Here is a 25512-nt window from a genome sequence, read left to right as displayed (position 1 = left end):
TCACCAGCGTCAGTCCAGGGTGACCACCCAGCGGGCGCCCTCGCCCCGGGCCAACCGGTCGAACGCCGCCGGCGCCTCGTCCAACGGAACCGTCCCGCTGACCAGCACACCCAGATCCAGTGCGCCGTCGGCCAACTCGGCGGCCAGCACCGGCACCTCCCGGTCCGGATCGGACGAGCCGTACACCGAGGAGCGCAGCGTGCGCGCGGAGTGGAAGATGTCCAGCGCGCCGAGGCTGACCATGTCGTCCTTCGCGCCCATGCCGACCACCGTCACCGCTCCCCCGCGCCGGGTCAGCCGCCAGGCGGCGCGGATGGTGGCGGCCCGACCGACGCACTCGAAGGCGTGGTCGACGCCCCGGCTCTCGGTGCGCGCCCGCACCTCCTTGGAGAGCCGGTCGTCGGAGAGCAGGAAGTCGGTCGCCCCGGCGGCGAGCGCCAGATCCCGTTTCGCCTCGGCGACGTCGATGGCCAGGATCGTCGTGGCACCGGCCCGGCGGGCCGCGCTGAGCACGGCGAGCCCGACCCCACCGAGCCCGACGACAGCGACCGACTCACCGGGTGTCACCCGGGCGGTGTTCCGGACCGCGCCGACGCCGGTGAGCACCGCACAGCCGAGCAGTGCGGCCTGCTCGGGCGGCAGCCCGGCGGGGATCGGGATGACGGCACGCTCGGGTACCACCACCGCCTCGGCGAGCGCGCCGAGGCCGAGGGTCAGGTGCAGCGGGACCCCGTCGTCGGTCTCGCCGCGCGGCACTGTCGGGGCCGTGGTGTCGGCGCAGAGCCACGGCTCGCCGCGCCGACACCACCAGCAGGCCCGGCAGGCCGGCGCCCAGTTGAGCACCACCGGAGTGCCGACGGTCAGCTGACTGCCCGGCCCGACCTCGGCCACCACGCCGGTCGCCTCGTGCCCGAGCACCAGCGGGAACCTCGCGGCGAGGGTGCCGTTGACCATGGACAGGTCGGAATGGCAGACACCGGCCGCCCTGATCGTCACCCGCACCTCGCCGGGGCCGGGCGCGGGCAGGCGTACCCGCTCGACCCGCAGTTCGGCGCCGGACCCGCGCGCGACCAGCGCGCGAACAATGACCGGCTCGGTGCTGCCGCCACCCGGCGCGGCCGGGGACAGCTCGGGGCGGCCCGGCGCGGCCGGGGACAGCTCGGGGTCGGTCATCGCTGGATCGCCTTCAGCTCGCAGAACTCGGCCAGCCCGTGTACGCCCAACTCCCGACCCAGGCCGGACTGCTTGTAACCGCCGAACGGGGCGAGCGGGTTGAACGGGGCGCCGTTGATGTCGACGGCGCCGGTACGCAGTCGCCGGGCAACCGCGAGCGCCGCGTCGGTGTCGGCGGACCAGACCGCGCCCGCCAGCCCGTATTTCGAGTTGTTGGCGATGGCGACCGCCTCGTCGGTGTCGGCGAACGGGATGACGGCGAGCACCGGGCCGAAGACCTCCTGCTGGGCGAGCGCGCTGTCGGGGTGCACGTCGGCGAAGACGGTCGGTGCGACGAAGTGCCCCCGGGTCGGCACCGGGGCCTCAGGCCCGCCCGCGACCAGCCGGGCGCCGTCGGCGAGGGCCCTGTCGATGTGGCCACGCACCCGCTCGGCCTGGGCGGCGGAGACCAGCGGGCCGAGCCGGGTCGCCGGGTCGAACGGGTCGCCGAGTCGGTAGCCGGCCACCGCCGTGGCGATCAGGTGCAGGGCTTCGTCGTATCGATCGTTGTGCACAAGCATCCGGGTCCAGGCGGTACAGGTCTGCCCGGAGTTGAGCAGGGCGTTGCCGACGCCCACCTTGACGGCGGTGGCCAGGTCCGCGTCGGGGAGGATCACGTTGGCGGATTTGCCGCCCAACTCCAGCGCGACCCGGGCGATCCGGTCGGCGGCGAGCCGCATGATTCGCGCGCCGGTGGCGGTGGAGCCGGTGAAGGAGACCAGGTCGACGTCGGGGTGCCCGGCGAGCGCCTCGCCGACCACCGGCCCGGTGCCGGGGACCAGGTTGAGCACGCCCGGCGGCAGGCCGGCTTCGGTGACCGCGTCGAAGAGCAGGTACGCGGTCAACGGGGTCAGCTCGCTGGGTTTGAGCACCACCGTGCAGCCGGCGGCCAGGGCGGGTGCCAGCTTCGCCATCACCTGGTGCAGTGGGTAGTTCCACGGGGTGATCGCGCCGACCACGCCGATCGGCTCGCGGACCACGAGGGAGTTGCCGATGCTCTCCTCGACCGGCGCGCGGGCGGCGAGCGCGACGTGGTCGCGCAGCACTGTCAGTGGCAGCCCGACCTGCACCCGGGTGGCGAGTTTGAGCGGCGAGCCCAGCTCCACGGCGATGGTGCGGGCGAGGTCGTCGGCGCGAGCGGTGAGCGCCGCGTGCAGCCGGTCGAGGTGGGCGGAGCGCTCGGCGGGGGTCGCGGCCGACCAGCCGGGAAACGCGGTCCGGGCCGCGGCCACGGCGCGATCCACGTCGGCCGGGGTGCCGGCCGGCACCTGCCCGATCAGCTCCCCGGTGCTCGGGTTCTCCACGTCGATGAGACCGGTGTCGGCGGGCGGCGTCCACTCCCCGCCGACGTGCAGGTGGCGCCGCAGGCGCAGGGGGTCGGGCAACAGCGACGGCGGGGCGGCGAGGTCCATGTCGTCCCTTCGAGGGTGGGCGATGGGCGATGGCGACGGGGGTCGCGACGGGCGATGAAACTAGCGCTGGGAGTTTGGACGCTACCCGTTGGACCCTGCGGACTCCACCGTCTCGACGGTGTGGGTGTACTCGGCGGCCAGACCGTGCAGCAGGGCGTCCAGGCCGAGGGCGAAAGCGCCCTCGTCCACGCTCTGCTGGTGTTCGGCGAGCCGGTGGGCCTGGCGCAGGTGTGGGTAGTGCGCCGCGTACAGCTCCGGGTCCTCGACGAAACCCCTGGCGAACGAGCCGAGCGCCGAGCCGGCCACGAAGTACCGCAGCGCCGCGCCGATGTGGGTGGCGCGGGCCGGCGGCCAACCGGCCCGGACCAGACCGCCGTAGACCGCGTCGGCCATGGCCAGGGCGGCCGGTCGACGACCCGGCCCCTGCGCCAGGTACGGCACGATGTTCGGATGCGCGGTGAGCGCCCGCCGGTACGACCAGGCCCAGTCCCGCAGCGCGGCGAGCCAGTCCCGGCTGGCGAAGCCGCTGGTGTCGACAGCACCGGTGACCGTGTCGGCGACCGCGTCGAGGATCTCGTCCTTGGTGGCGAAGTGGTTGTAGAGCGAGGGACCCTGCACGCCGAGCGCGGCCGCGAGTCGGCGGGTGGAGAGCGCGCCGAGCCCGTCGGCGTCGATCAGCGCGAGCGCCGTCTCGACGATCCGGTCGCGGGTGAGCAGAGGCCGTCGAGGTCGGGGCACGTCGGAACTCCTCGGTCTGCGGTGTCCCTCCCCGTGGGAACCACCTGTTCACGCACCCTATCCGGGACCGCCTGCGGGCAGGCGTCACCACGTCGGCCGGAGAAGGGGTCTGGACGAATGAAAACTTACACCGCTAGTTTATGAGGGACCGCCGCGGCCCGTGGCGGCGCACCACCACGCCGACCGAGGGGGAACCGTGGACTTCGCACTGTCCGACGAGGAACGCGCCGTCCGGGACACCGTGCGCGCGTTCATCACCCGCGAGGTGATGCCCCTGGAAGCGGAGGTGCTCCGCCGGGAACGGGCGCACCAGCCGGGCCTCGACCACTCCGAGGTGCGCGAACTGCAACTCAAGGCGCGTAAGTTCGGCTTCTGGGGCCTGGCCACCCCGGAGGAGTACGGCGGGATGAACCTGCCAGCCGTACTCCAGTCGTTGATCTGGACCGAGCTGGGCCGCACGTTCGTGCCGTTCCGCTTCGGCGGCGAGGCGGACAACATCCTGTTCCACGCCACCGAAGAGCAGAAGCGGGAGTTCCTCATCCCGACCATCGAGGGCGAGCGACGCTCCTGCTTCGCGATCACCGAGCCGGGCGCCGGATCCGACGCCGCCAACATCAGGCTGTCCGCCCGCCGTGACGGCGACGACTGGATCCTCGACGGTGAGAAGACCTTCATCACCGGCGGTCACGACGCCGACTTCGCCATCGTGGTGGCCGTGACCGACCGGGAGAAGGGCGCCCGCAACGGCGGCGCCACAGCGTTCCTGGTGGACCGGTCGATGGGCTGGCGCTCGGAGTTCATCCAGACGATGGGCGAGGGCGGGCCCGCGTCCCTCATCTTCGACGGCGTACGCGTGCCGCACCGCAACATCCTCGGTGAGATCGGGCAGGGCTTCACGCTCGGCATGGAGTGGATCGGCAAGGGGCGCTACACCATCCCGTCGCACGCCATCGGCATCGCCGAGCGGGTGTTGCAGATGGCCATCGAGTACGCGAACACCCGGGAGACCTTCGGCACGAAGATCGGCACCAACCAGGCCATCCAGTGGATGATCGCCGACTCCGAGACGGAGCTGGAGGCGGCCCGCTGGCTGGTGCTGCGCTCGGCGTGGACCGTCGACGCGGGCCTGGACCCCCGGCACGCCTCGTCCATGGGCAAGCTCTACGGCGCCGGCATGGTCAACAGGGTGGTCGACCGGGTGCTCCAGATCCACGGCGGCATGGGCTACACCCGAGAGCTGCCGATCGAACGCTGGTACCGGCAGGTCCGGCTCTACCGGATCTTCGAGGGCACCGACGAGATGCAACGGCTGATCATCTCGCGGGACCTGCTGCGCGGCTACACGAAGATCGGTGGCCACCTGGCCTGACATCGTGTCCGCCCCTGGTGAACAAAGTGGGCCCGCCGGCCATCTACCCCCATGACAGCTGCCACTCAGCCAAAGGGGGATGTTCCATGCACCTACGAATCAGGGCCGTGGCGACGGCGATCGTCGTCGCCACGGTCGGCGCCGTCGCCATCCCGGCCGCGCCGGCATCGGCCAACGTCAGCCAGGGGTACGTCATGGGCTCGGGCACCTGGACGGACGACTGGGGCGACGAGGGCCCGATCTCGGCGACGACCCGCTCGTACAACAACGTCGTCGCGATGTGGCAGTTGATCCTCTGGGCGGATGGTTACCTCGCCCGCTCGGGCGTCGACTGCCGGTTCGGGCCGGGGACGACCGCCGCCACGAAGAAGTGGCAGACCGCCCGGGGCCTCGTCGGTGACGGCGTCGTCGGCCCCCGGACGCTGGCCAGGGCGGCGACCCGACTCGCCGTGTACGAGGGCGAGGGCTGGTTCTACTACGACGGGGCCGGCACCAACATCCTTCACTTCGGCCGCCTCGCCGACGGCACGTGGGACATGAGCCTCGGGGTCGACCTGGAGTGGCGAACCCTCTCGTACACGGCGGCGACCTTCAGCGTCTGCTCGTGATGCCGTCGAGGACGGCCGGCTGCGCGCCGGCCGTCCTCGGCGACGGGTCAGCCGGTCAACGCCGTCAGCGCGGCGTCCACGTCGGCCTCGGTGGAGTAGATGTGGAACGAGGCCCGGACCCGTCCGGCGCGCACCGCCGCCCGGATGCCGGCCGCCGCGAGGCGCTGCTCCGCGTCCGGCACGTCCACGCTGACGATGGCGCTCTCCCCCGGTGCCCGGCCCAGCCCGGTCAGGAACCGGTTGGCCAACGCCACGTTGTGCGCCCCGATCGCCGGCACGCCGATCTCGGCGACCACCTCCAGGGCGGGTGCCGCACCGACCCAGCTGAACCAGGCCGGTGAGATGTCGAACCGGCGGGCGTCGTCGGCCAACCGCAGCGGCGGTCCGTAGTAGGAGGCGTGCGGGTCGCGGCCCGCGTACCAGCCGGCCGCGTCGGGACGCAGCCGCTCGCGCAGCCCGGGGGCCAGATAGGCGTACGCGGTCCCGCGCGGATTCATCAGCCACTTGTAGCCGCCCACCGCCACCGCGTCGGCCCGGCTGCCGTCGAACGGCAGCCAGCCGCACGCCTGGGTCGCGTCCACTGCCACCAGCGCGTCGTGGGCGCGGGCCGCGGCGACGATCTCGTCGTACGCCGCCACCGCCCCGTCGGCCGACTGCACCAGGCTGAACGCCACCAGGTCGGTGTCGGCGTCGATGGCGTCGACCAGCGACTCCAGCGGCACGGTGCGGACCGTGACGCCACGCTCCTGCTGAACCAGCCACGGGAAGAGATTCGAGGTGAACTCGACCTCGGGGACCACCACAGTGGCTCCGGCGGGCAGCGCCGCCGCGACCGGCGCGAAGAGCTGGGACACCGCCGCGCCGACCGCCACGTCACCGACCGGTACCCCGATGAGGCCCGCGAAGGTGACACGAGCCCGGCTCGTCGACTCGCCCCAGCCCTCCCACGACGTACTACCAACCCGCCAGAGGGCGAGAGCCTCCTGCAACGCCGCCCACGCCGGCTCCGGCGGCAACCCGTAACTGGCGGTGTTCAACCAGCCAGGCTCCGGCTGCCAGAGCTTCTGCGCCTGCTCGATCTCCATGCCGTCGACGCTAGGCCGAACGACGCGCGACGGGCACTGCCAATCGGCGATCGGCGGCCTGTCAGATGCGGACGAAGTCCTGACCGAGCAACGCCCGCAGCCTGGTCAACGCGCGGGCGTTCTGCATCTTGACCACCGACACGGAGACGTCGAGGGTGCTGGCGACCGCCTCGACGCTCTGATCCTCCCAGTGCCGGAGCACCACGATGGCCTGATCGCGGATCGGCAGGGTGGCCAACGCCTGGAGCAGGACGACGTGCAGCTCCGTGGTGTCGTCGGGCCGTTGCGGCGACCCCTCGGGCAGCTCGGCGAGCACGACCTCGGCGGTGCTGCGCCGCTTGTTCTGGTCGAAGACGGCGTTCATGAGGACCCGACGGCTGTACGCCTCGAGGTTCGCGGTGTGCCGGATCCGGCCCCAGTTCGCGTACATCTTCGCGAAGGTCGTCTGGGTCAGGTCCTGGGCGAGGTGCCAGTCGCGACACATCAGGTAGGCGGTACGCCGCAGCCTCGGTGCGGTGGTCTCGACGAAGGCGCTGAACTCCGCCTGCTGGGCGGTCTGCTCACGCCGTCGAACCGCGCCCCAGCGGGAAGCCGCCATCAGTCGACCGCCGACGCGCTCGTGCCGGCCGGGCAGTCGATGCCGATGATCTCGTCGACCCCGTCCAGGCGTTCGACGCGCTCAGCCAGCTCCGCGTACCTCGACCGCACGACGAGCGTGATCCGGAATGACTCCGGCAGTTGGCTGGACACGATGTTGTCGACAAGTTCGGGAGCGTCCGCGTACAGCTTCTTGAACTTCTCCAGCGCCTGTTCGCGGCTCTCATACGCCACTGTCCCGACCGCCGGATCCGCGTCCAGCGCGCGGTTGATCACGCCGCGCTGCTGGGCGGTGATCTCGGGAGCAAGGTAGACCGCAGCGTCGGTCGCGGTCTCGTCAGCGGGCGCGTGGCATGCCCTGTTCACGAGCATGCCGAACGCTGCCGACACCGTTGGTGGCGGCGCCGATCGTTGCGGCGGTGTCGCCACGTTCACCGCCCCCACCGCCGCGACGGCGATCACGGCGGCGACACCTGTCGCCACCAGCCGTTGCCGCCGTCGACGCAGGCCGGTGCCGGCGGCCACCGCGTCACCGACCAGGTCGACCAGGGGCAGTGCCGGCTCGTCGGCGACGGCGCGGTCGAAGAGCACCCGTAGGTTCTGATCCATGTTTCCTCCCGTGGCCCCGGTGGGCTTCCACAGGTCATGACTGGTTGGGGCACCGGATCGGTCACATCGACGCCGGCGGCACCGGTGTCACGGCCGCCGTCGGCGCCCGACCGACTCGTCGGCAGCGGGCACTGGGATCCGGGCGAGGCTGTCGGCGAGGCCGGCGAGCCACCTGTCGACCTCCACCAGGTGCCGGACCGACCGATGGTCTGCCTCGCCGAGGATCGGGCGGATCCGGTCCAACTGGTCGACACAGGTGGTCGGGACCGGCGTCCGCTCCGGTGTCCGGCCGTGGGCGACCTCGTCGGCGAGGGCGTCGTACGCCGACCGCAGGCGCCCGGTGGAGTCCCGCAGCAGCGCCGCCGCGCCGGGCCAACCGGCGAGGCAGCCGGGCGGGTTGCGGCGCAGCAGCGACTCCGCGCCGGGCACGACATGGTGCCCGGCGCTCAGCACGGCGTCCCAGTTCACCTGTTGACGGTGCGGATCGTGCCGCTCCGAGTGGTACTGGCAGTACGACGAGTCGATCAGGACCATCCGGTGCCGTACCCGGCTGAGGGCTCCCGCTGGTGGCGGAGCATCACCGAGCATGGACTGGACAGTCTGTTCGACGGCGTCCGCGCTGGCCGCCAGGTAGCGGGTGGCGTTGTGCCGCAGGTCGTGGCCCGCGCCGCGCGGCCAGATCGCCACACCGGCGAGCACGCCGATCACCGCGCCGAGCAGCACGTCGACGAGGCGGGCCTCGGCGAGCCGCCACCCTTCCGGGCTGAGTTGGGCGAAGACGACTGTCAGCAGCACTGTGAACAGCGCCTGCTGCCACACCGGACCGAGCAGGCGGCCGACGCCGAACGCCAGCAGCAGGGTGACAGGCAGGACGACCGCGTACACGATCGGCTCGTCGACGACGAGCATCACCCCGCCGCTGACGATCGCGCCGACGATGGTGCCCAGCACGGCCGGCCGCAGCGCCGTGCGGGTGTCGGCGGCGGACGTGCGCAGAACCGTGAGGGTGGCCAGCAGCACCCAGAAGCCGTGGGTCAGCTGCAACACCCCGGCGGCCACCCGGGCGATGGCGAGCGCCACGGCCAGCCGCAGCGAGCTGTGCAGGTGGGCCGAGCGCGGCGCCAGGTGGGAGCGGAACTGCCACCAGTACAGCATCCATGGGCTGCGCCGGGCGTAGGCGAACAGCTCCGAGGATGCGTCACCGCCGCCGAGGCGCGCCCCGGTCGCCACCCGGGAACCGACGACGAAGACCCGCACCTGGTCCGCGAGGGCCAGCGCTGTCGCGTCCCGGCACAACCGGGGTACGTCCGGCGCGTCGCGGACCTGGCCGGATCCCACCGGGTACGCCGCCTCGGCTCGTCCGACCGCCACGTCCAGGTCAGCCGGGGCCACCGCCGGGGCACCCGGCGACAGGCTCCGGCCGGCCGCGCGGGTGGTGTTCGCGCAGGAGCGCAGCAGACGCGCCGCCGCCAGGTCCGGGATCGGCTCCGGCGGGGCGTCCGCCGCCAGCCGGTCCGCCTCGGCGAGCACCTCCCGTAACGCGGCCGCGCAGATCCGCAACGCCCGATCCTGAGCGCCCGCCGCGGTGGGCGCCCACGCCGGAGGGCTTCGGTTCAGCTCGATCGCCGCCACCACGTCGTACGCCCGCTCGCGCCGCGCGTCCCGATCGCCCACAGCGGTGTGCGGGTCGGTCAACCGCTCGGCGGCGACGTCGAGGAAGGCGGCGATGCCGTCCGCCGCCTCGGCCAGGCGCTGCCGGTAGGAGACCGGCACCGGGTCGGGCCAGAGAAACACCTCGGCCGCGGCGAGCAGCACGACGGCGAGGGTCACCCCACCGAGTCGCTGCGGCAGGGTGCCCGGCTGGTACGGCGGGAACGACGCCAGGATGTAGAAGAGCTGGAACGCGCTGGCCAACCCCACCAGGCGCGGGTTGCCGACCCCGGCGAACGCCACCACGAAACCGACGACCAGCATGCCACCGGCCGCCGCCCAGGTGCTCCAGGCCAACAGCGAGCCCACCGCGATCAGCGCCCACACCACCGGCAGCGACAGCACGAGGATCCGCGCACGTTGCGGCGCCGGACCGGGTAGCTGGGCGAACGACCCGGCGGCGATGGTGCCGAACAACGCGTACGTGGCGAGCGTCGAGCTGCCCGCGCCGTACCGGCAGCCGTAGAAGACGACTGACGCGACGAGCGTCAGCCGGGCCGCGCGTCGCAGGATGGCGTCACCCGGGTCACGGCGGCGAAGCCGGCCAAGGAGGCTGGTTCCGAGCACGACCGCTCCCCCGGTTCGTCGCAGCACCCCTCCCCGGCCCACCATTCTCCACCGCACCCCGCGGTGAGCGGCGGGTTTGCCGACGAATCACCGCCGGGAGCCGCCGAGCAGGCCGAGCCGGATGGCCCGGAACAGGGTGCCGGGGCGGCTCAGGGCGGCCGGGTGGTCGAGCATTGTGGTGACCCGACCCAGCCGGGCGTTGAGCACCGGGTCGGTCAGCGACGCCCGGAAGAGCAGGTCCCCGAACCACTTGGTGACCTTGTAACCGGGCGGGTACGGCCCGTCGACGTGCGGCAGCTCGATGTCGGCGGTGGTGGAGATCTGCCAGGCGGCGTCGACCACCACGCGGACCTGGTCGAAGTACGCGTGCGCGGGCTCGTCGTGCGGCTTCGGACCGGAGCGCAGGTACTTCGACAGGCAGGAGGCGTGCAGTGCCGCGGAGGTCATGCCCTGGCCGTACACCGGGTTGAAGGAGGCGACGGCGTCGCCGGCGGCGACCAACCCGGCGGGCAGACGGTCGAGCTTGTGGAAGTCACGGCGTCGGCTGTCCGCCTGGTGGTACGTGACCACCCCGCCGAGCATCTCCCCGTGTTCGGCGATGTCGCCGAACATCTGCGGATAGTGCTCCCGGCAACGGGCGGTGAAGTCGGCGACGTCGCGGCTGGGCCGGTCACCGTCGTAGCCGGCCACCAGTATGATCCAGCGGTCCCCCTCGACCGAGTTGATCCCACCGATCCGGGCGGTGCGCCCCTTGCCCGCCATGGTGTGGAACACCGCCACCCAGGCGTCGCTGACCTTCTCGTCGCGGGTGAAGAGCGCCGTGGCGTAGTTCAGCTTGATCGGCATGCGGTGCAACGGCGGGCGCGGCCACCCGTGTTCGGCCAGCCAGTCGCTCAACCGGCTGGACCGCCCCATCGCGTCGACCACCAGGTCCGCCGCCGCGACGACGGGCTCGGTGCCACCCTCGGGCACGTAGCGGGCGGCTTTGACCCGCCGCTGGTCGAAGAGCAGACCCTCCGCCCGGCCGTACACCATGCGGACGTTGTCGATGGCGAGGGTGCGTCGGCGGACCAGCGCCTCCAGGAACGGACGCGTGGTGATCAGCGCCGGCCCGGTGCCGGTCGCCGCGGGCGGCAGACCCAACATGCCGTTCACGAACACCTTCGCCGTGCCCGGGTCACGCGGTGGCGGCGGGGCGCCGAGCGTCAGCGCCTCGTCGGCGATGCCGGGAAACCAACGCTCCAACTGGACCTGACCGGCGGGCAGCAGCGCGTGCACCTGACTGCCCTGGGGCACGCCCGGCCGTGGACCGGCTCCGACATCGGACGGATCCCGTTCGACGATCAGCACTTCCTCGGCGTGGTCGCTCAACACCCGAGCCGCCAGCAACCCGGCCATGCTGCCACCGAGCACCACCGCCCGTCGCATGACCACTCTGGTCTCGGCGGGTGGTTCGGCCGTCGCTATCTCGGCGAAGAGCCGGGACGGAGAGGGGGGCATGCGATCACTCCTCGAACGGTCGGGAACCTCGGCATCCACGACCGTAACCACCTCAGCCGTGCCGTCAGCGCTCAGTTGGCACGCCACTTCTGGTTGGCGTTGCCGCTGCACTGCCAGATCTGCAGCCGCGCACCGTTGTCGGGGTTCGAGTCGAGCACGTCGACGCACCTGTCCGCCCTGGTGTTCACCAGGTCGTACGCCTTGTTGAGGGTGAACCTCTGCGACGCCGCGCCGGAACACTCGGCGAGTTGGACGGCAGCGCCGTCCTCTGTGGAGTGGCCTGCGACATCCAGGCACTTGCCCATCGAACGGACGGTGCCGTCCGCCGGGAAGGTCCACAGCTGCTTCGCGGTCCGCCGACAGTCCCAGATCTGCAGCCGCACACCGGCGACGGCGTTGCCGTCCGGGATGTCGATGCAACGGTCACTGGCGAAACTGGAGATCTGCTTCCCGGCGGGCGTGCTGCCCGGCGTGGGGGACGGCGGCGGGGCAGCCGGTTGGTGCGTCGGATCCCCCGGGCCGGTCGTCGTGCCGCTGCCCGTCCCTGGCGACGGCGGCCCCACGCTCGCCGACGGTGGCGGTCCGGCGGGTCGGGACGGCGGGACACCGGCGACCGGCAGGCCCTGGAAACCATCGGTGATCAGCGCCAGGACGGCCGCGCTCGCGGACCATTCGGCGGCGGAGGTGGTCCAGTCGATCGAGTACGCGTGCCCGTTGTGGCCGACGAAGACACGGCTCAACGTGTGCATCGGCGTGCCGTCCTCGTCGGTGTACGCCCACTCCCATTCGGCTGCCCGCAACTGGTAGCGCAACGCGCCGAGCCGCACCTGCCGGTAGTCGGCGTACCGCCCGCGTTGCGCCCCCTCCCGCTCCCGCAACTCGGCGACCAGGTCCGCTGGGATGGACCGGAGCTCGTCGACGACGAGCACGCGGCTGCCGTCCGGCTCCCGGAACGCGGCGCGCTCACCGTCGCGCCGCGCCTGCCAGCCGTCCGGCACCGGTACGAGGAAACGGGGATCGTCACGGTAGTAGCGCCAACCCGCGGGCGCCGGTGGCAGCACCCTGGACACCGGCGTCTCGGCGATCGGCGACGGGTTCACTGGCGGTGCCGCCACTCCGCCGTCACCCACGCCACCGAAAAGCCCGGCGTTCAGCAGGGACGCGGTGACCAGCAGGACGACCAGCAGCGCGGCGGCCCCGATCGACCCGATCAGCCGAGCCCGACGCTTGCGCCCCGACCCGGAACCCGGCGCGGCGGGGACGGCCGGCGCGGCGGGGGGACCGGGCTCGGCGGCGACGAACTCGGGCACGATCGTCGGACGGGGCCCATCGTCGGCGGTGGCGGTCGTGGCGGTGATCCGGGTCAACGGCCCGCCACCGGTGGTGCTCACCTCGGCGGCTGGCACGTCCGGGGCGGTGGCCTCCCGCAGGAGACGATCCGCCTCATCGGCGCTGATCCGCTGATCCGGCTCACGGCGCAGCAGTCCTTCCAGGAGCGGGGTCAGCCGACCTGCTCGTTGTGCCGGCGGTGGCGGCTCGGTGGCGAGGGCTGCCAGCGTGGCGATCGGCGACGAGCGGTGGTACGGGGTGCGTCCCTCGACCGCCGCGTAGAGGGTGGCGCCGAGCGACCACAGGTCGGCCGCCGGTCCCACGTCGCCGTCGGTGGCCCGCTCGGGCGCGAGGAAAGCCGGCGAGCCGAGCACCATCCCGGTCTGGGTCATCCGTGGGTCGCCGGGGAGGGTGGCCAGACCGAAGTCGGTCAGCACCACCCGGCCGTCGTCGCCGAGCAGCACGTTGGCCGGCTTGACGTCCCGGTGCAGCACGCCAGCCCGGTGTGCGGCGCGCAGCGCACCCAGGATGCCGAGCCCGATCCGCGCGGCGCGGTCCGCCGGCATCGACCCTTCGGCTTCGAGCACCTGTTGCAGGGACCGGGACGGCACGAGTTCCATCACGATCCAGGGGTCGCCGCCCGCGTGCAGCACGTCGAAGACGCGTACCACATTGGGGTGGCCCAGGCGGGCGACGGCCCGCGCCTCGCGCATGGACCGTTCGCGCATCTCGCGGCGTTCGTCGTCACGCAGGCCGGGCGGCGCCACCAACTCCTTGATGGCGACGTCGCGCTGGAGCATCTCGTCGCGGGCCTGCCACACGCGGCCCATCCCGCCCTGGCCGAGCGGACGGACCAGCCGATAGCGGTCGGCAATCAATTGTCGAGAGGCGTCTGGCACGAAAGGAAGGTACCCGCCGAGGTTTACGTGCCCAATTTCTGTGGGGGGCTGGAAAAGCGGTAGTCGGATATGTCACACGCAAGATCGACTGCTGACCGATCGTTCATTGAGACATAACTCCACTATCGGCACGAGCACTGTCGCCCACCGCAACGTTACCGACGCGTATATCGGTAACCTGCTATTAATATCGAATGAATTCGAATTCCGCCGAACGCCGGAGCGTCCGGACCACGGCCGGGTGGGGCTTCCTGTGCCTGACGGTGGTCCTGGCCGCCTGCACACCGCCAGGTGACCCACGCCGGCACACCACGCCGCCGGCCAACCCCGCGGCGCCGACGACCAGCACAAGCACTGGTGGGCCGCCGTGCACACCATCTGTCGACACGCTGGCAGCACCGCCGGCGGGCTACCGGTTGGTGGGCGAAGACGTGGCGGTGCCCGACGCCCCCGTGATGTCGGCGGAAGATTCCGGGGAGACCGAGCCGGCGGCACGACTGTTCGCCAAATGGGGGCTCATCGTCCGCGCCGGCACAGTCGTCGACCTGCGGGTGGCGGCGGGCTGGCAGGACAGGGCCCGGCTCGGCTGGGGCGGCACCGGCACGCGCGCGGCGGCCGTCACAGTGCACGCCTGCACACCCGAGGGTGGGCAGGCCCAGTGGATGGCCTTCGTCGGCGGCACCTGGGTCGCGCAGGCCGCCTGCGTACCGCTCATCGTGACGTCGAACGGCCAGAACGACAGCGTCGACCTCGGCATCGGCGTCCCCTGCGACAAGGCCGCCACGTCCTAGCCCCACACGCTCGGGCGGCCCGGGTGGACGGCTGGGTCTAGCGCCTACACCGCCCAGGAACCGGCTGTTCGCCGGGATCGTCGTCCGCCCCCCAACGGTGGTCGAGCTGCGGCTGTCCCTGCTCCTGGTGGCCGCGATCGCCGAGGTCTTCCTCCTCACCAATCGCCCCAATGAACGGTGGTACGTCGGCAGAGCCCTCTCCGAATCCATCAAGTCGCTCACGTGGTGATTCACCATCGCGGCTGACCCATTTCCCCGCATCCGGAGCGACTCCGACAGCGCCGAGGAATTCACCAACCGACTGTTGTGCCTGACCCGAGACATGTCGGCCGCCTCGTTGGCGGCCCCGGCGGTGGCTGGGCCACAGATCACGCAAGGAATGCGGAGACTGCGGGCCGCCTCCCTCGATGAGCGCCGTGCCGCGTACCTGACCGGCCGTCTCGAGGCCCAACGGGCCTGGTACGCCCAACGATCGCTGTCGAATCGGCGCAGGCGACCCGATGGTCGGTCGTGGTGGAGATAGTGGCAGTGGCAGTGGCAGTGGCAGCGGCAGTGGCGGTGGCGGTGTCGGTGTCGAGGGCCGCCGGGCTGACCGACTTCGACCTGCTCGGAGTGGCCGCCGCAGCGGTCGCGGCCGGCGCAGCCTGGACGCAGACACGGCAACACGGTGCGGTGACCACCGCCCCCTGATCAACTCGATTTTCAGGACGTCGCGGTGTCCCGGTGGCTCGGATGCCCCGACTTTCAGGAAGCGGAGTGGATCACCGCCGGAGGGGGTCGCGGCGTTGCGCCGCCGCGACCCCGGTCCATGCCGTGACTCGGGCCGTGACTCGGGCCGTGACTCGGGCCGTGACTCGGGCCGGGGCTCGGGCCGGGGCTCCGGCCCGTGACTCAGGCCATGACTCGGGCCGGGGCTCCGGCCCGTGACTCAGGCCATGACTCGGGCCGGGGCTCCGGCCCGTGACTCAGGCCGGGGCTCAGGCCGGGGCTCAGGCCGGGGCTCAGGCCGGGCTCAGACCGTGGCTCCGGCCGGCGTGGCCTCCTTCTCGTCGGGGCGGGACGCCGCCTCGTCGTCGTGCTCGTCGACCATCGTGGCCTCGTCGAACGGGTCATTGCCGCTCAGCACACCGGCCGCCCGCTCCCTGTCGAACTCGCCGGTCCAGGTTCCCACCAGTACGGTCGCCACCGCGTTGCCGGCGAAGTTGGTCAGCGCCCGCGCCTCCGACATGAACCGGTCGATGCCGACGATCAGTCCGACCCCGTCGACGAGGTCCGGCCGGTGCGACTGGAGGCCGCCGGCCAGCGTGGCCAGCCCGGCGCCGGTGACCCCGGCGGCGCCCTTCGACGCGATGATCATGAACAGCAGCAGCGAGATCTGCTCGCCGACGGCCAGCGGCTTGCCCAACGCGTCGGCGATGAACAGCGACGCCATGGTCAGGTAGATCGCCGTACCGTCCAGGTTGAACGAGTAGCCGGTCGGCACCGTGATGCCGACGACCGGCTTGCTCACACCGAAGTGCTCCATCTTGGCGATCAGCCGCGGCAGCGCCGACTCCGACGACGAGGTCGACAGGATCAGCAGGAACTCACGGCCCAGGTAACGCAGCAACGAGAAGATCGAGATCCGGGCCACGAACCACAGCAGCGCGCCCAGGAACACCAGCACGAAGATCAGACAGGTGGCGTAGAAGCCCACCATGATCTGGGCGAGGCTCTTGAGGGCGTCCACGCCGGTCGCGCCGACCACGGCGGCCATCGCGCCGAACGCACCGATCGGCGCCAGCCACATGATCATGGCGAGAACCTTGAAGACGACCCGCTGGATGACGGTGATGGCGCTGAGTACCGGCTCACCCCGCCGACCCATGGCCTGCACGGCGAAGCCGACCAGCAGGGCGACCAGCAGCGTCTGGAGCACCTTGCCCTCGGTGAGCGAGGAGAGCAGCGTCGTCGGGATGATCCCGAGCAGGAAGTCAGCGGTACCGGCGGCCTCGTCACCGGCGGCGGCCTTGCCGGAGCCGGCGAGGTCCGGGCCGAGGTTCAGGCCGGAGCCGGGGTGGATGACGTTGCCGACGACCAGGCCGATGGCGAGAGCGACTGTCGACATGGTCAGGAAGTAGCCGAGGGCCAGGCCGCCGACCTTGCCCACCTTCGCGGCCTGACGGACGGAGCCGACGCCGAGCACGATGGTGCAGAAGATGACCGGGCTGATCATCATCTTGATCAGGTTGACGAAGCCGGTGCCGATCGGCTTGAGTTCCTTGCCGAAATCGGGGGCGACCAGGCCGACCACAATGCCGGCGACGACGGCCACGATGACGGCCAGATACAGGTAACGGGTACGGTCCCGGCGGACCGCCGGTGCCGGGGTGGTGGCGGATGCGGTGGTGTCCATGTCGACAATGTGAAGCGCGTCTCACCCGTTGACAGCCTTGCGGTCATTCTGTTCACCGCGGTGGCGCGAACGGTGGCGCGACGAGGAGGTGGTGGAGGTGGCCCGACGCCAGTGGAGCATCGCGGGGCAACTCTTCGCACTCCAGGCGATGGTGGTGACGCTGCTCGTGCTGGCCGGGGCGGCGGGCGCCGTCTGGCTGGCCCGCAGCGACTCCCGTCAGGCCGCACAGGACGAGGTGCTCGCCGTGGCGCAGACAGTGGCCGGCTCCCCCGACGTCCGCGGGGCCCTCACCACCGTCGACCCCGCGCGGGTCCTCCAGCCGTACGCCGAATCGACCCGGCAGGCAACGGGCACCGACTTCGTCGTGGTGATGGCCCCCGACCGCACCCGTTTCTCGCACCCGACCCCGGACCGGATCGGCGAGCCGTTCGTCGGTGAGATCGGGCCCGCTCTGGCGGGCCGCGCGTTCACCACCACAAACGTCGGGACGCTCGGCGAGTCGGTACGCGCTGTCGTTCCGGTCTACGACGAGCAGCGACGCCTCGTCGGTCTGGTCTCGGTGGGCATCACCACCCGTGAGATCGACAAGAAGCTGCTCGGCCAGTTGCCTGTGCTGTTCGGTGTCGTCACGCCGGCTCTGGCGCTCGCCGCGACCGGCTCCTGGCTGCTCAGCCGCCGGCTCCGCCGCCAGACGCACGGTCTGGGGCCGGCCCAGATGACGCGGATGTACGAGTACTACGACGCCGTTCTGCACTCGGTACGGGAGGGTCTCGTCGTGCTGACCACCGATCGTCGGGTGGCGCTCGTGAACGACGAGGGCCGCCGGCTGTTGGGGCTCGACGCGGACGCGCCGGTGATCGACCAGCCGGTGGCCGGGATCGACCTGCCGCCCGCGGCGGCCGAGCTGATCGACTCCGGCCGCGACGCCCGCGACGAGCCGATCGTCGCCGGTGACCGGGTGCTCGTCGCCAACCAGCGGACCACCCGCTTCGAAGGTGCGGTGCTCGGCACCGTGCTGACCCTGCGCGACCAGACCGAGCTGCGCACCCTGGCCAGCGAGCTGGATTCGGTGCGCGCGTTGACCGAGGCGTTGCAGGCGCAGACCCACGAGTCGGCCAACCGGCTGCACACGGTGCTGACCCTGGTGGAGCTGGGCCGCGCCGACGAGGCCGTCCGGCTCGGCACCCGGGACCTGGCCCTCGCCCAACAGCTGACCGACCGGGTGGTCGGTGCGGTGACCGAGCCGGCGTTGGCCGCGCTGCTGCTCGGCAAGTCCGCACAGGCCGGCGAGCGCGGGGTGGATCTGGTCATCGAGCCGGACTGCCGCCTCGACGACAGTCCACTGCCGACCGGTGACCTGCTCACAGTGGTCGGCAATCTGGTCGACAACGCCCTGGAGGCGGTGGCCGGTACGCCGGCGCCGCGCCGGGTGCGGGTCTTCGTCGGCGCGACCGACGACGAGCTGGTGGTCCGGGTGGCCGACAACGGCCCCGGGCTGGCACCGGAGCGGGTCGCCGACGCGTTCCGGCGCGGTTGGTCCACCAAGAGCACCGGCCGGGGCCTCGGTCTGGCGCTGGTCGGGCAGGTGGTACGCCGGCACGGTGGCAGCGCCGAGGTGTGTCGCTCCGACGACGGCGGCAGCCTGTTCACCGTCCGGCTGCCGAGCAGAATCGAGCGGTCATGACCGCCATCCGGGTGTTGGTCGTCGAGGACGAGCCGCTGCTGGCCGAGGCGCACAGCGCGTACACCGAACGGGTTCCCGGTTTCGTGGTGGTCGGGGTGGCGCACACCGCGCGGGCGGCGATGGCGGCCCTGCGCGCGGGCGGCGGCGGCGACGTGGACCTCGTACTCCTTGATTTTCGGCTGCCGGACCTGCACGGCCTGGACGTCTGCCGGGCGTTACGCGCGGCCGGCAGCAGCGTCGACGTGCTCGCGGTGACGTCCGCTCGGGACCTGGCGGTGGTACGCACCGCGGTGTCCCTCGGCGTGACGCACTACCTGCTCAAGCCGTTCACGTTCGCCGCGTTCCGCGACAAGCTGGAGCGCTACGCCGACTACCGGGCCCAGGCGCTCGCCGACGGCGAGGTCGCCGCCCAGCACGAGGTGGACCAGATGTTCGCCACTCTGCGCGGCGCCGCCGGGCACAGCCTGCCCAAGGGGCTCGACGCGCAGACCCTCGATCGGGTACGCGCCGCGCTCACCGACGGCACCCGCGCCGGGGTCGGGCTGTCCGCGACCGAGGTGAGCGCGCTGACCGGCATCTCCCGGGTAACGGCCCGCCGCTACCTGGAGTACCTGGTCACTGTCGACCGGGCCGCCCGCACCCCCCGCTACGGCACCCCCGGCCGCCCCGAGGTCGAATACCGCCCCCGCTGAACGCCCAAACCCGTCGATCATGGAGTTGTGGTGCCTGACGAAAGGTACGTCGAGGCACTTATCGTCCACCACAACTCCATGATCGACAGCATGGGGCGGAACCTGGTGGCGGGGTGAAGATCCGTTGTTAGACTTGGCGCGTTGGGTTAGCGGTACGACCAGGGAGACCAGACATGGCGGGTGACGACGACATCTCCGGGTGAGACCGGACGTATTCGGCCATCGGTTCGGCGCGCGTAGGCGCAGCCGCCGAGGCCATGCCGTCGTTCCACCGGTTCCCGTTGTCGTCGGGCGGCTGAGGCGCGCCCACCCCACCCTTTTGAGGTCACTCGCATGTCTGATGCCTTCATTGTCTGCTCGAACCTGTCCTTCTCCTGGCCGGACGACACCCCGGTCTTCTCGGAGCTGTCCTTCACCGTCCCGGGCGGGCGCACCGGCCTTGTCGCGCCCAACGGCGCCGGCAAGAGCACACTGCTGCGGCTGATCGCCGGGGAGCTGCGGCCCAGCGGCGGCAGCGTCACCGTCGACGGTGTGCTCGGTTACCTCCCGCAGACGCTGCCGCTGGTCGGCGACCTGAGCGTGGCGCAGGTGCTGGGCGTCGCCGAGCGGATCGCGGCGCTGCACGCCATCGAGGCCGGCGACGCCAGCGAGGAACACTTCGCCACCATCGGCGATGACTGGGACATCGAGGAGCGCACCCGCTCGGAGCTGGACCGGCTCGGCCTGGGTGAGCTGTCGCTCGACCGCCGGCTGCACACCCTCAGCGGCGGCCAGGTGGTCTCCCTCGGCCTGGCGGCGCAACTGCTGCGCCGCCCGGACGTGCTGCTGCTCGACGAGCCGACGAACAACCTGGACCTGGAGGCCCGGCACAAGCTCTACGACGTCCTCACCGAGTGGTCCGGGTGCCTGCTGCTGGTCAGCCACGACCGGGAACTGCTGGACCGGATGGACCGCATCGCCGAGCTGGACCAGGGCGAGATCCGCTGGTACGGGGGCAACTTCACCGCGTACACCGAGGCGGTGCACGCGGCGCGGGAGGTGGCCGAGAGCAACCTGCGCAACGCCGAGCAGGAGGTCAAACGGGAGAAGCGGGAGATGCAGCAGGCTCGGGAACGGGCCGACCGGCGGGCCAGCAACGCCTCCAAGAATCTGAAGAACGCCGGCCTGGCCCGGATCGTCGCCGGTGGGCTCAAGCGCAGCGCGCAGGAGTCGGCGGGCAAGGCGCAGGAGACGCACTCGTCCCGGCTCGGTCAGGCCAAGGCCCGACTCGACGAGGCCGGCCGGGCGGTACGCGACGAGGACCGCATCGTCGTGGACCTGCCCGACACCACAGTCCCGGGCGGGCGCACCGTCTTCTCCGGCCAGGGCATGCGGGCCCACTTCGACGACCGGGAGCTGTTCGGCGGCGACGGCGCCGACCTGGTGATCCGGGGGCCGGAGCGGATCGCCCTGACCGGGGCTAACGGCGTCGGCAAGTCGACGCTGCTGCGCCTGGTCAACGGTGACCTGCAACCGTCCGGCGGTGAGCTGAAGCGCGGCGACGGGCGGATCGCGTACCTGTCGCAGCGGCTGGACCTGCTGGACCTCGACCGCACTGTGGCGGAGAACTTCGCCGCGTACGCGCCGAGCCTGCCGGACGCCAAGCGGATGAACCTGCTCGCCCGGTTCCTGTTCCGGGGTGCCCGGGTGAACCTGCCGGTCGGGGTGCTCTCCGGCGGTGAACGGCTGCGCGCCACCCTCGCCTGTGTGCTCTGCGCCGAGCCGGCGCCGCAACTGCTGCTGCTCGACGAGCCGACGAACAACCTGGACCTGGTCAGCGTGGGTCAGTTGGAGAGCGCGCTGTCGGCGTACCAGGGGGCGTTCGTGGTGGTCAGCCACGACGAACGGTTCCTCGCCGAGATCGGCGTGCAGCGTTGGTTGCGGTTGGCTGACGGCAAGCTGCGCGAGATCAGCGCCCCCGAGCGGGTCTGAGCCCGGCGGTCCGGCCGGCGCAGGCCGGCCGGACCGATGCGGTCTCAGCTCACGTTGGCCGGGCCGAGGACGCTCTTCAGGTCACCCATCAGCGCGGTCGTGGCCGCCACCCGGAACGGACCCAGCCGCAGGGTGGTGGTGCGCCCGCCGTTCTGGAGTTTGACGTGCACCTCGGTGTCACCGGGGTGCAGCACGAGGGTTTCCTTGAGTTTCTCCACCAGCGGTGGTGTGCAGCGGTGCACAGGGATGGTGAGGGTGACCGGCTTGTTCGTGGCGCTGGTGCTGACGTCCGGCATCGACATGTCCATCGCCATGATCCGTGGGGTGTCGTCGCGGCGGTCCACCCGCCCCTTGACCACCACGATGGCGTCCTCGGCGATGTACTGCCCGATCACCTCGTAGGTGTTGGGGAAGAACAGGGTCTCCACCCCACCGGCCAGGTCCTCCAGGGTGGCCGACGCCCAGGCACGGCCCTGCTTGGTGACCCGGCGCTGCACTCCGGAGAGGATGCCGGCGAGGGTGATGACCGCCCCGTCGGGCACCCCGCCCTCCTCGGCCAGGGAGGCGATCGTGGTGTCGGCCGCCGCGTTGAGGATGTGCTCCAGACCGAACAGCGGGTGGTCGGAGACGTACAGGCCGAGCATCTCCCGCTCGAAGGCCAGCTTGTCGCGCTTGTCCCACTCGCTGTCGCCGATGGTCGGCATCACTGTGGTGCTGCCGGTGTCGGCGTCACCGAAGCCGGCGCCGAACAGGTCGTACTGGCCGACCGCCTCCTTGCGCTTGACATCCGCGTACGCGTCGATGGCGTCGGCGTGCACCGCGAGCAGGCCCTTGCGGGGGTGGTCGAGGGAGTCGAAAGCACCCGCCTTGATCAGCGATTCGATTGTCTTCTTGTTGCAGACGACAGCGTCCACCTTGGACAGGAAGTCGTAGAAGTCGGCGTAGTCGCCCTTCTCCTCCCGGCACCGCATGATCGAGGCGACGACGTTCGCGCCGACGTTGCGCACGGCGGCGAGGCCGAAGCGGATGTCCTTGCCGACCGGGGTGAACGGCCCGGCCGAGGTGTTCACGTCCGGCGGCAGCACCTGGATGCGCATCCGGCGGCACTCGGCCAGGTAGAGCGCCATCTTGTCCTTGTCGTCGCCGACGCTGGTCAGCAGCCCGGCCATGTACTCGGCCGGATAGTGCGCCTTCAGGTACGCGGTCCAGTAGGAGACCAGGCCGTACGCGGCGGAGTGCGCCTTGTTGAAGGCGTAGCCGGCGAACGGCACCAGGACGTCCCACACCGCCTGGATCGCCTCGTCGGAGTAGCCGCGCTCACGGCAGCCGTCCCGGAACGGGATGAACTCCTTGTCGAGGATCTCCTTCTTCTTCTTACCCATGGCCCGGCGCAGCAGGTCCGCCTGACCGAGGGTGTAGCCGGCGAGGATCTGCGCGGCGCGCTGCACCTGCTCCTGGTAGACGATCAGGCCGTGGGTGGGCTCCAGGATCTCCCGCAGCGGCTCCTCCAGCTCCGGGTGGATCGGCGTGATCTCCTGGAGCTTGTTCTTGCGCAGCGCATAGTTGGTGTGCGAGTCGACGCCCATCGGGCCGGGCCGGTACAGGGCCAGGACGGCCGAGATGTCCTCGAAGTTGTCCGGCTTCATCAACCGCAGCAGCGACCGCATCGGCCCACCGTCGAGCTGGAACACGCCCAGGGTGTCACCGCGGGCCAGCAGCTCGTACGCGGCCTTGTCGTCCAGCGGCAGGCCCAGCAGGTCGAGCTTCCGGCCGTGGTTCAGCTCGATGTTCTTGACCGCGTCGTCGATGATCGTCAGGTTGCGCAGGCCGAGGAAGTCCATCTTCAGCAGCCCGAGCGACTCGCAGGTCGGGTAGTCGAACTGCGTGATGATCGCGCCGTCGGCGTCGCGGCGCATCAGCGGGATGTGCTCGATGATCGGCTCGGCGGACATGATGACGCCGGCGGCGTGCACACCGGTCTGGCGGATCAGCCCCTCGATGCCCTTGGCCGTGTCGATCACCTTGCGGACGTCCGGGTCGGAGTCGTACAGGCCGCGGATCTCGCCCGCCTCGGCGTAGCGGGGGTGCTTGTTGTCGAAGATGCCGGTGAGCGGGATGTCCTTGCCCATCACCGCCGGTGGCATGGCCTTGGTGATCCGGTCGCCGACCGCGTACGGGAAGCCGAGGACCCGGGCGGAGTCCTTGATCGCGGCCTTCGCCTTGATCGTGCCGAAGGTGGCGATCTGGGCGACCTTGTCCTCGCCCCACTTGTCGGTGACGTACTTGATCACCTCACCGCGTCGACGCTCGTCGAAGTCGATGTCGACATCCGGCATCGAGACCCGCTCGGGGTTGAGGAACCGCTCGAAGATAAGGCCGTGCTGGATCGGGTCCAGGTCGGTGATGCCCAACGCGTACGCGACGAGCGACCCGGCGGCCGAACCACGGCCCGGACCCACAGCGATGCCCTGGTTCTTCGCCCACTGGATGAAGTCGGCGACCACCAGGAAGTAGGACGGGAAGCCCATCTGGTTGATGACGCCCAGCTCGTACTCGGCCTGGACGACGTGCCCCTCGGGGATGCCGTTCGGATAGCGGCGGGCCAGGCCGGCGAAGGTCTCCTTGCGGAACCAGGACTCCTCGGTCTCCCCCTCGGGCACCGGGAAGCGCGGCATCAGGTTGTGGAACTCGAACATGCCCTTCGGGTCGACCTTCTCGGCGACCAGCAGTGTGTTGCGGCAGCCCTCCTGCCACAGCTCGGACGAGTCCACAGCGCGCATCTGGTCGGCGCTCTTGATGAAGTAGCCGCCGCCCTCGAACCGGAACCGGTTCGGGTCGTCGATGTTGCTGCCGGTCTGCACGCAGAGCAGCACGTCGTGGGCGGTGGCCTGCGCCTCGTGGGTGTAGTGCGAGTCGTTGGTGACCACCGGCGGGATGTCCAGTTTGCGGGCGATCTCGGTCAGCCCCTCGCGGACCCGGCTCTCGATGGAGAGGCCGTGATCCATGATCTCCAGGAAGTAGTTGTCCTTGCCGAAGATGTCCTGGTAGCTGGCAGCGACCTTGAGTGCCTCGTCGAACTGGCCCAGCCGCAGCCGGGTCTGGACCGCGCCGGACGGGCAGCCGGTGGTCGCCATGATCCCCTCGGCGTGCTCGGCGATCAGCTCCATGTCCATCCGGGGCCACTTGACGTAGTGCCCCTCCATGGAGGCGCGCGAGTTGAGGGTGAACAGGTTCTTCAGGCCCTGCGCGTTCTTCGCCCACATGGTCTTGTGGGTGATCGCGCCGTTACCGGAGATGTCGTCGCTCTTCTGCTCCGGGCGACCCCACTTCACCCGCGCCTTGTGGTAGCGCGACTCCGGCGCCACGTACGCCTCGACGCCCAGGATCGGGGTGATCCCGGCGGCCATCGCCTGGTTGTAGAAGTCGTTCGCGCCGTGCATGTTGCCGTGGTCGGTGATCGCCACGGCGGACATGCCGAGCCGGTTGGCCTCGGCGAACAGGTCCTTGAGGCGGGCCGCTCCGTCGAGCATCGAGTATTCCGTGTGCACGTGCAGATGCGCGAACGAATCGGCCATGCCTGGCGCCCCCCGGCGGTGTGGATCTTGTTGGTCGGAGCCGACCGGGACCTACCCTACCGAGGTGATCTCGGCGGCTCCACCGTCCGCGCCGACGGTCGTGGCCCTCGTCTCCTGATCCTCCCCGCGTGCGCCTAGGCTCAGCGGCATGGCGAGGTACTACGACGTGCATCCGGAGAACCCGCAGCCCCGGATCATCGGGCAGGTCGCCGACCTGATCCGCGGTGGTGGGCTGGTCGCCTACCCGACGGACTCCTGCTACGCGCTCGGCATCCAACTGGGCAACCAGGACGGGCTGGACCGGATCCGCCAGATCCGCCACCTCGACGACCGGCACCACTTCACGCTGGTCTGCCGGGACTTCGCGCAGCTCGGCCAGTTCGTCCAGATCAGCAACTCGGTCTTCCGGCTGGTGAAGGCGTCCACCCCGGGCAGCTACACGTTCATCCTGCCGGCCACCCGTGAGGTGCCCCGCCGGATGCTGCACCCGAAGAAGCGGACCGTCGGCGTGCGGGTGCCCCGGCACACCGTCACCCAGGCGCTGCTGGCCGAGCTGGCCGAGCCACTGGTGTCCAGCACCCTGGTCCTGCCCGGCGACGAGGAGCCGATGACCCAGGGCTGGGAGATCAAGGAACGGCTCGACCACCAGCTCGACGCGGTGCTCGACGCCGGTGACTGCGGTAAGGAGCCGACGACCGTGATCGACCTGTCGGGGCCCGAGCCGGAGATCCTGCGCCGGGGCGCCGGGGACGTGTCCCGCTTCGAGTGA

19 protein-coding genes and 2 pseudogenes are annotated in these 25512 nt (G+C 71.2%); 9 read left to right on the top strand and 12 right to left on the bottom strand.

Annotated features, from left to right (window positions below):
* Window positions 1–9: 9 nt before the first annotated feature.
* The 3 genes from AB0K35_RS18915 to AB0K35_RS18905 form a co-directional block, all read right to left on the bottom strand.
* Window positions 10–1173 (bottom strand): alcohol dehydrogenase catalytic domain-containing protein, encoded by a 1164-nt coding sequence (locus tag AB0K35_RS18915; protein ID WP_238670767.1) that lies wholly within the window; start codon window positions 1171–1173, stop codon window positions 10–12.
* Window positions 1170–2624: an aldehyde dehydrogenase family protein gene (locus tag AB0K35_RS18910; protein ID WP_238670768.1), complete on the bottom strand. Its 1455-nt coding sequence runs from the start codon at window positions 2622–2624 to the stop codon at window positions 1170–1172. The genes AB0K35_RS18915 and AB0K35_RS18910 overlap by 4 nt, the downstream gene beginning before the upstream one ends.
* Window positions 2625–2705: 81 nt before the next feature.
* Complete coding sequence (locus tag AB0K35_RS18905; RefSeq protein WP_238670769.1) at window positions 2706–3362, bottom strand: TetR/AcrR family transcriptional regulator C-terminal domain-containing protein; 657 nt, start codon at window positions 3360–3362, stop codon at window positions 2706–2708.
* A 196-nt stretch (window positions 3363–3558) separates the two neighbouring features.
* Here AB0K35_RS18905 and AB0K35_RS18900 point away from each other — a divergent pair, with 196 nt between their 5' ends.
* Both AB0K35_RS18900 and AB0K35_RS18895 read left to right on the top strand, forming a co-directional pair.
* Window positions 3559–4731, top strand: coding sequence for an acyl-CoA dehydrogenase family protein (locus tag AB0K35_RS18900; RefSeq protein WP_238670770.1), 1173 nt, complete (start codon window positions 3559–3561; stop codon window positions 4729–4731).
* Window positions 4732–4817: 86 nt separating this feature from the next.
* Window positions 4818–5339, top strand: coding sequence for a peptidoglycan-binding domain-containing protein (locus AB0K35_RS18895; protein ID WP_238670771.1), 522 nt, complete (start codon window positions 4818–4820; stop codon window positions 5337–5339).
* 47 nt (window positions 5340–5386) lie between these two features.
* Here the strand turns inward: AB0K35_RS18895 and AB0K35_RS18890 are convergent, their stop codons facing one another.
* The 7 genes and pseudogenes from AB0K35_RS18890 to AB0K35_RS18860 form a co-directional block, all read right to left on the bottom strand.
* Window positions 5387–6424, bottom strand: a complete 1038-nt coding sequence (locus AB0K35_RS18890) for an aminotransferase class V-fold PLP-dependent enzyme (protein ID WP_363886546.1) — start codon at window positions 6422–6424, stop codon at window positions 5387–5389.
* A gap of 61 nt (window positions 6425–6485) precedes the next feature.
* Complete coding sequence (locus tag AB0K35_RS18885) at window positions 6486–7022, bottom strand: SigE family RNA polymerase sigma factor (protein ID WP_363886544.1); 537 nt, start codon at window positions 7020–7022, stop codon at window positions 6486–6488.
* Window positions 7022–7630 (bottom strand): permease-like cell division protein FtsX, encoded by a 609-nt coding sequence (locus AB0K35_RS18880; RefSeq protein WP_363886541.1) that lies wholly within the window; start codon window positions 7628–7630, stop codon window positions 7022–7024. Before AB0K35_RS18880 ends, AB0K35_RS18885 begins: the two co-directional genes overlap by 1 nt.
* An 87-nt stretch (window positions 7631–7717) precedes the next feature.
* Window positions 7718–9907, bottom strand: coding sequence for an FUSC family protein (locus AB0K35_RS18875; protein ID WP_363886540.1), 2190 nt, complete (start codon window positions 9905–9907; stop codon window positions 7718–7720).
* Between the two features lie 87 nt (window positions 9908–9994).
* The gene (locus AB0K35_RS18870) at window positions 9995–11407 is read right to left on the bottom strand and encodes an FAD-dependent oxidoreductase (RefSeq protein WP_363886538.1); all 1413 of its coding nucleotides are present in this window, start codon (window positions 11405–11407) and stop codon (window positions 9995–9997) included.
* Window positions 11408–11478: 71 nt separating this feature from the next.
* A complete protein-coding gene (locus AB0K35_RS18865; protein WP_238670805.1) occupies window positions 11479–11970 on the bottom strand; it encodes an RICIN domain-containing protein in 492 nt (163 codons plus the stop codon).
* 48 nt (window positions 11971–12018) lie between these two features.
* Window positions 12019–13635 (bottom strand): annotated as a pseudogene (locus AB0K35_RS18860) (serine/threonine-protein kinase); the annotation flags it as partial.
* A 194-nt stretch (window positions 13636–13829) separates the two neighbouring features.
* On the opposite strand from AB0K35_RS18860, the gene AB0K35_RS18855 reads away from it, so the two are divergent.
* The 3 genes and pseudogenes from AB0K35_RS18855 (at window position 13830) to AB0K35_RS18845 (ending at window position 15116) form a co-directional block, all read left to right on the top strand.
* Window positions 13830–14426 (top strand): hypothetical protein, encoded by a 597-nt coding sequence (locus tag AB0K35_RS18855; protein ID WP_363886536.1) that lies wholly within the window; start codon window positions 13830–13832, stop codon window positions 14424–14426.
* A gap of 97 nt (window positions 14427–14523) precedes the next feature.
* Window positions 14524–14949, top strand: a pseudogene (locus AB0K35_RS18850) (DUF4231 domain-containing protein).
* Window positions 14940–15116 carry a hypothetical protein gene (locus tag AB0K35_RS18845; protein ID WP_363886582.1) on the top strand — a complete coding sequence of 59 codons (177 nt, stop codon included), beginning with the start codon at window positions 14940–14942 and terminating at the stop codon, window positions 15114–15116. The pseudogene AB0K35_RS18850 and the gene AB0K35_RS18845 overlap by 10 nt, the downstream one beginning before the upstream one ends.
* A gap of 322 nt (window positions 15117–15438) precedes the next feature.
* On the opposite strand, the gene AB0K35_RS18840 is transcribed toward AB0K35_RS18845, so the two are convergent.
* The gene (locus AB0K35_RS18840) at window positions 15439–16821 is read right to left on the bottom strand and encodes a cation:dicarboxylase symporter family transporter (RefSeq protein ID WP_363886534.1); all 1383 of its coding nucleotides are present in this window, start codon (window positions 16819–16821) and stop codon (window positions 15439–15441) included.
* Window positions 16822–16918: 97 nt separating this feature from the next.
* Here AB0K35_RS18840 and AB0K35_RS18835 point away from each other — a divergent pair, with 97 nt between their 5' ends.
* From AB0K35_RS18835 to abc-f, 3 genes are all read left to right on the top strand, one after another.
* A complete protein-coding gene (locus AB0K35_RS18835; RefSeq protein WP_363886532.1) occupies window positions 16919–18505 on the top strand; it encodes a sensor histidine kinase in 1587 nt (528 codons plus the stop codon).
* The gene (locus AB0K35_RS18830) at window positions 18502–19197 is read left to right on the top strand and encodes a response regulator (RefSeq protein WP_238670781.1); all 696 of its coding nucleotides are present in this window, start codon (window positions 18502–18504) and stop codon (window positions 19195–19197) included. The genes AB0K35_RS18835 and AB0K35_RS18830 overlap by 4 nt, the downstream gene beginning before the upstream one ends.
* Before the next feature lie 333 nt (window positions 19198–19530).
* A complete protein-coding gene (gene abc-f / locus AB0K35_RS18825) occupies window positions 19531–21168 on the top strand; it encodes a ribosomal protection-like ABC-F family protein (protein ID WP_363886529.1) in 1638 nt (545 codons plus the stop codon).
* Between the two features lie 44 nt (window positions 21169–21212).
* Here the strand turns inward: abc-f and dnaE are convergent, their stop codons facing one another.
* Window positions 21213–24743 (bottom strand): DNA polymerase III subunit alpha, encoded by a 3531-nt coding sequence (gene dnaE / locus AB0K35_RS18820; RefSeq protein ID WP_363886526.1) that lies wholly within the window; start codon window positions 24741–24743, stop codon window positions 21213–21215.
* 148 nt (window positions 24744–24891) lie between these two features.
* On the opposite strand from dnaE, the gene AB0K35_RS18815 reads away from it, so the two are divergent.
* On the top strand, window positions 24892–25512 hold the full coding sequence (locus AB0K35_RS18815; RefSeq protein ID WP_238670784.1) for an L-threonylcarbamoyladenylate synthase: 621 nt from the start codon (window positions 24892–24894) through the stop codon (window positions 25510–25512).

The sequence above is a fragment of the Micromonospora sp. NPDC053740 genome, assembly GCF_040677775.1.
Taxonomy (GTDB): domain Bacteria; phylum Actinomycetota; class Actinomycetes; order Mycobacteriales; family Micromonosporaceae; genus Micromonospora; species Micromonospora alfalfae.
The sequence above is the reverse complement of the archived record's forward strand: the minus strand, read 5'-3'. Positions and strand labels throughout refer to the sequence as shown.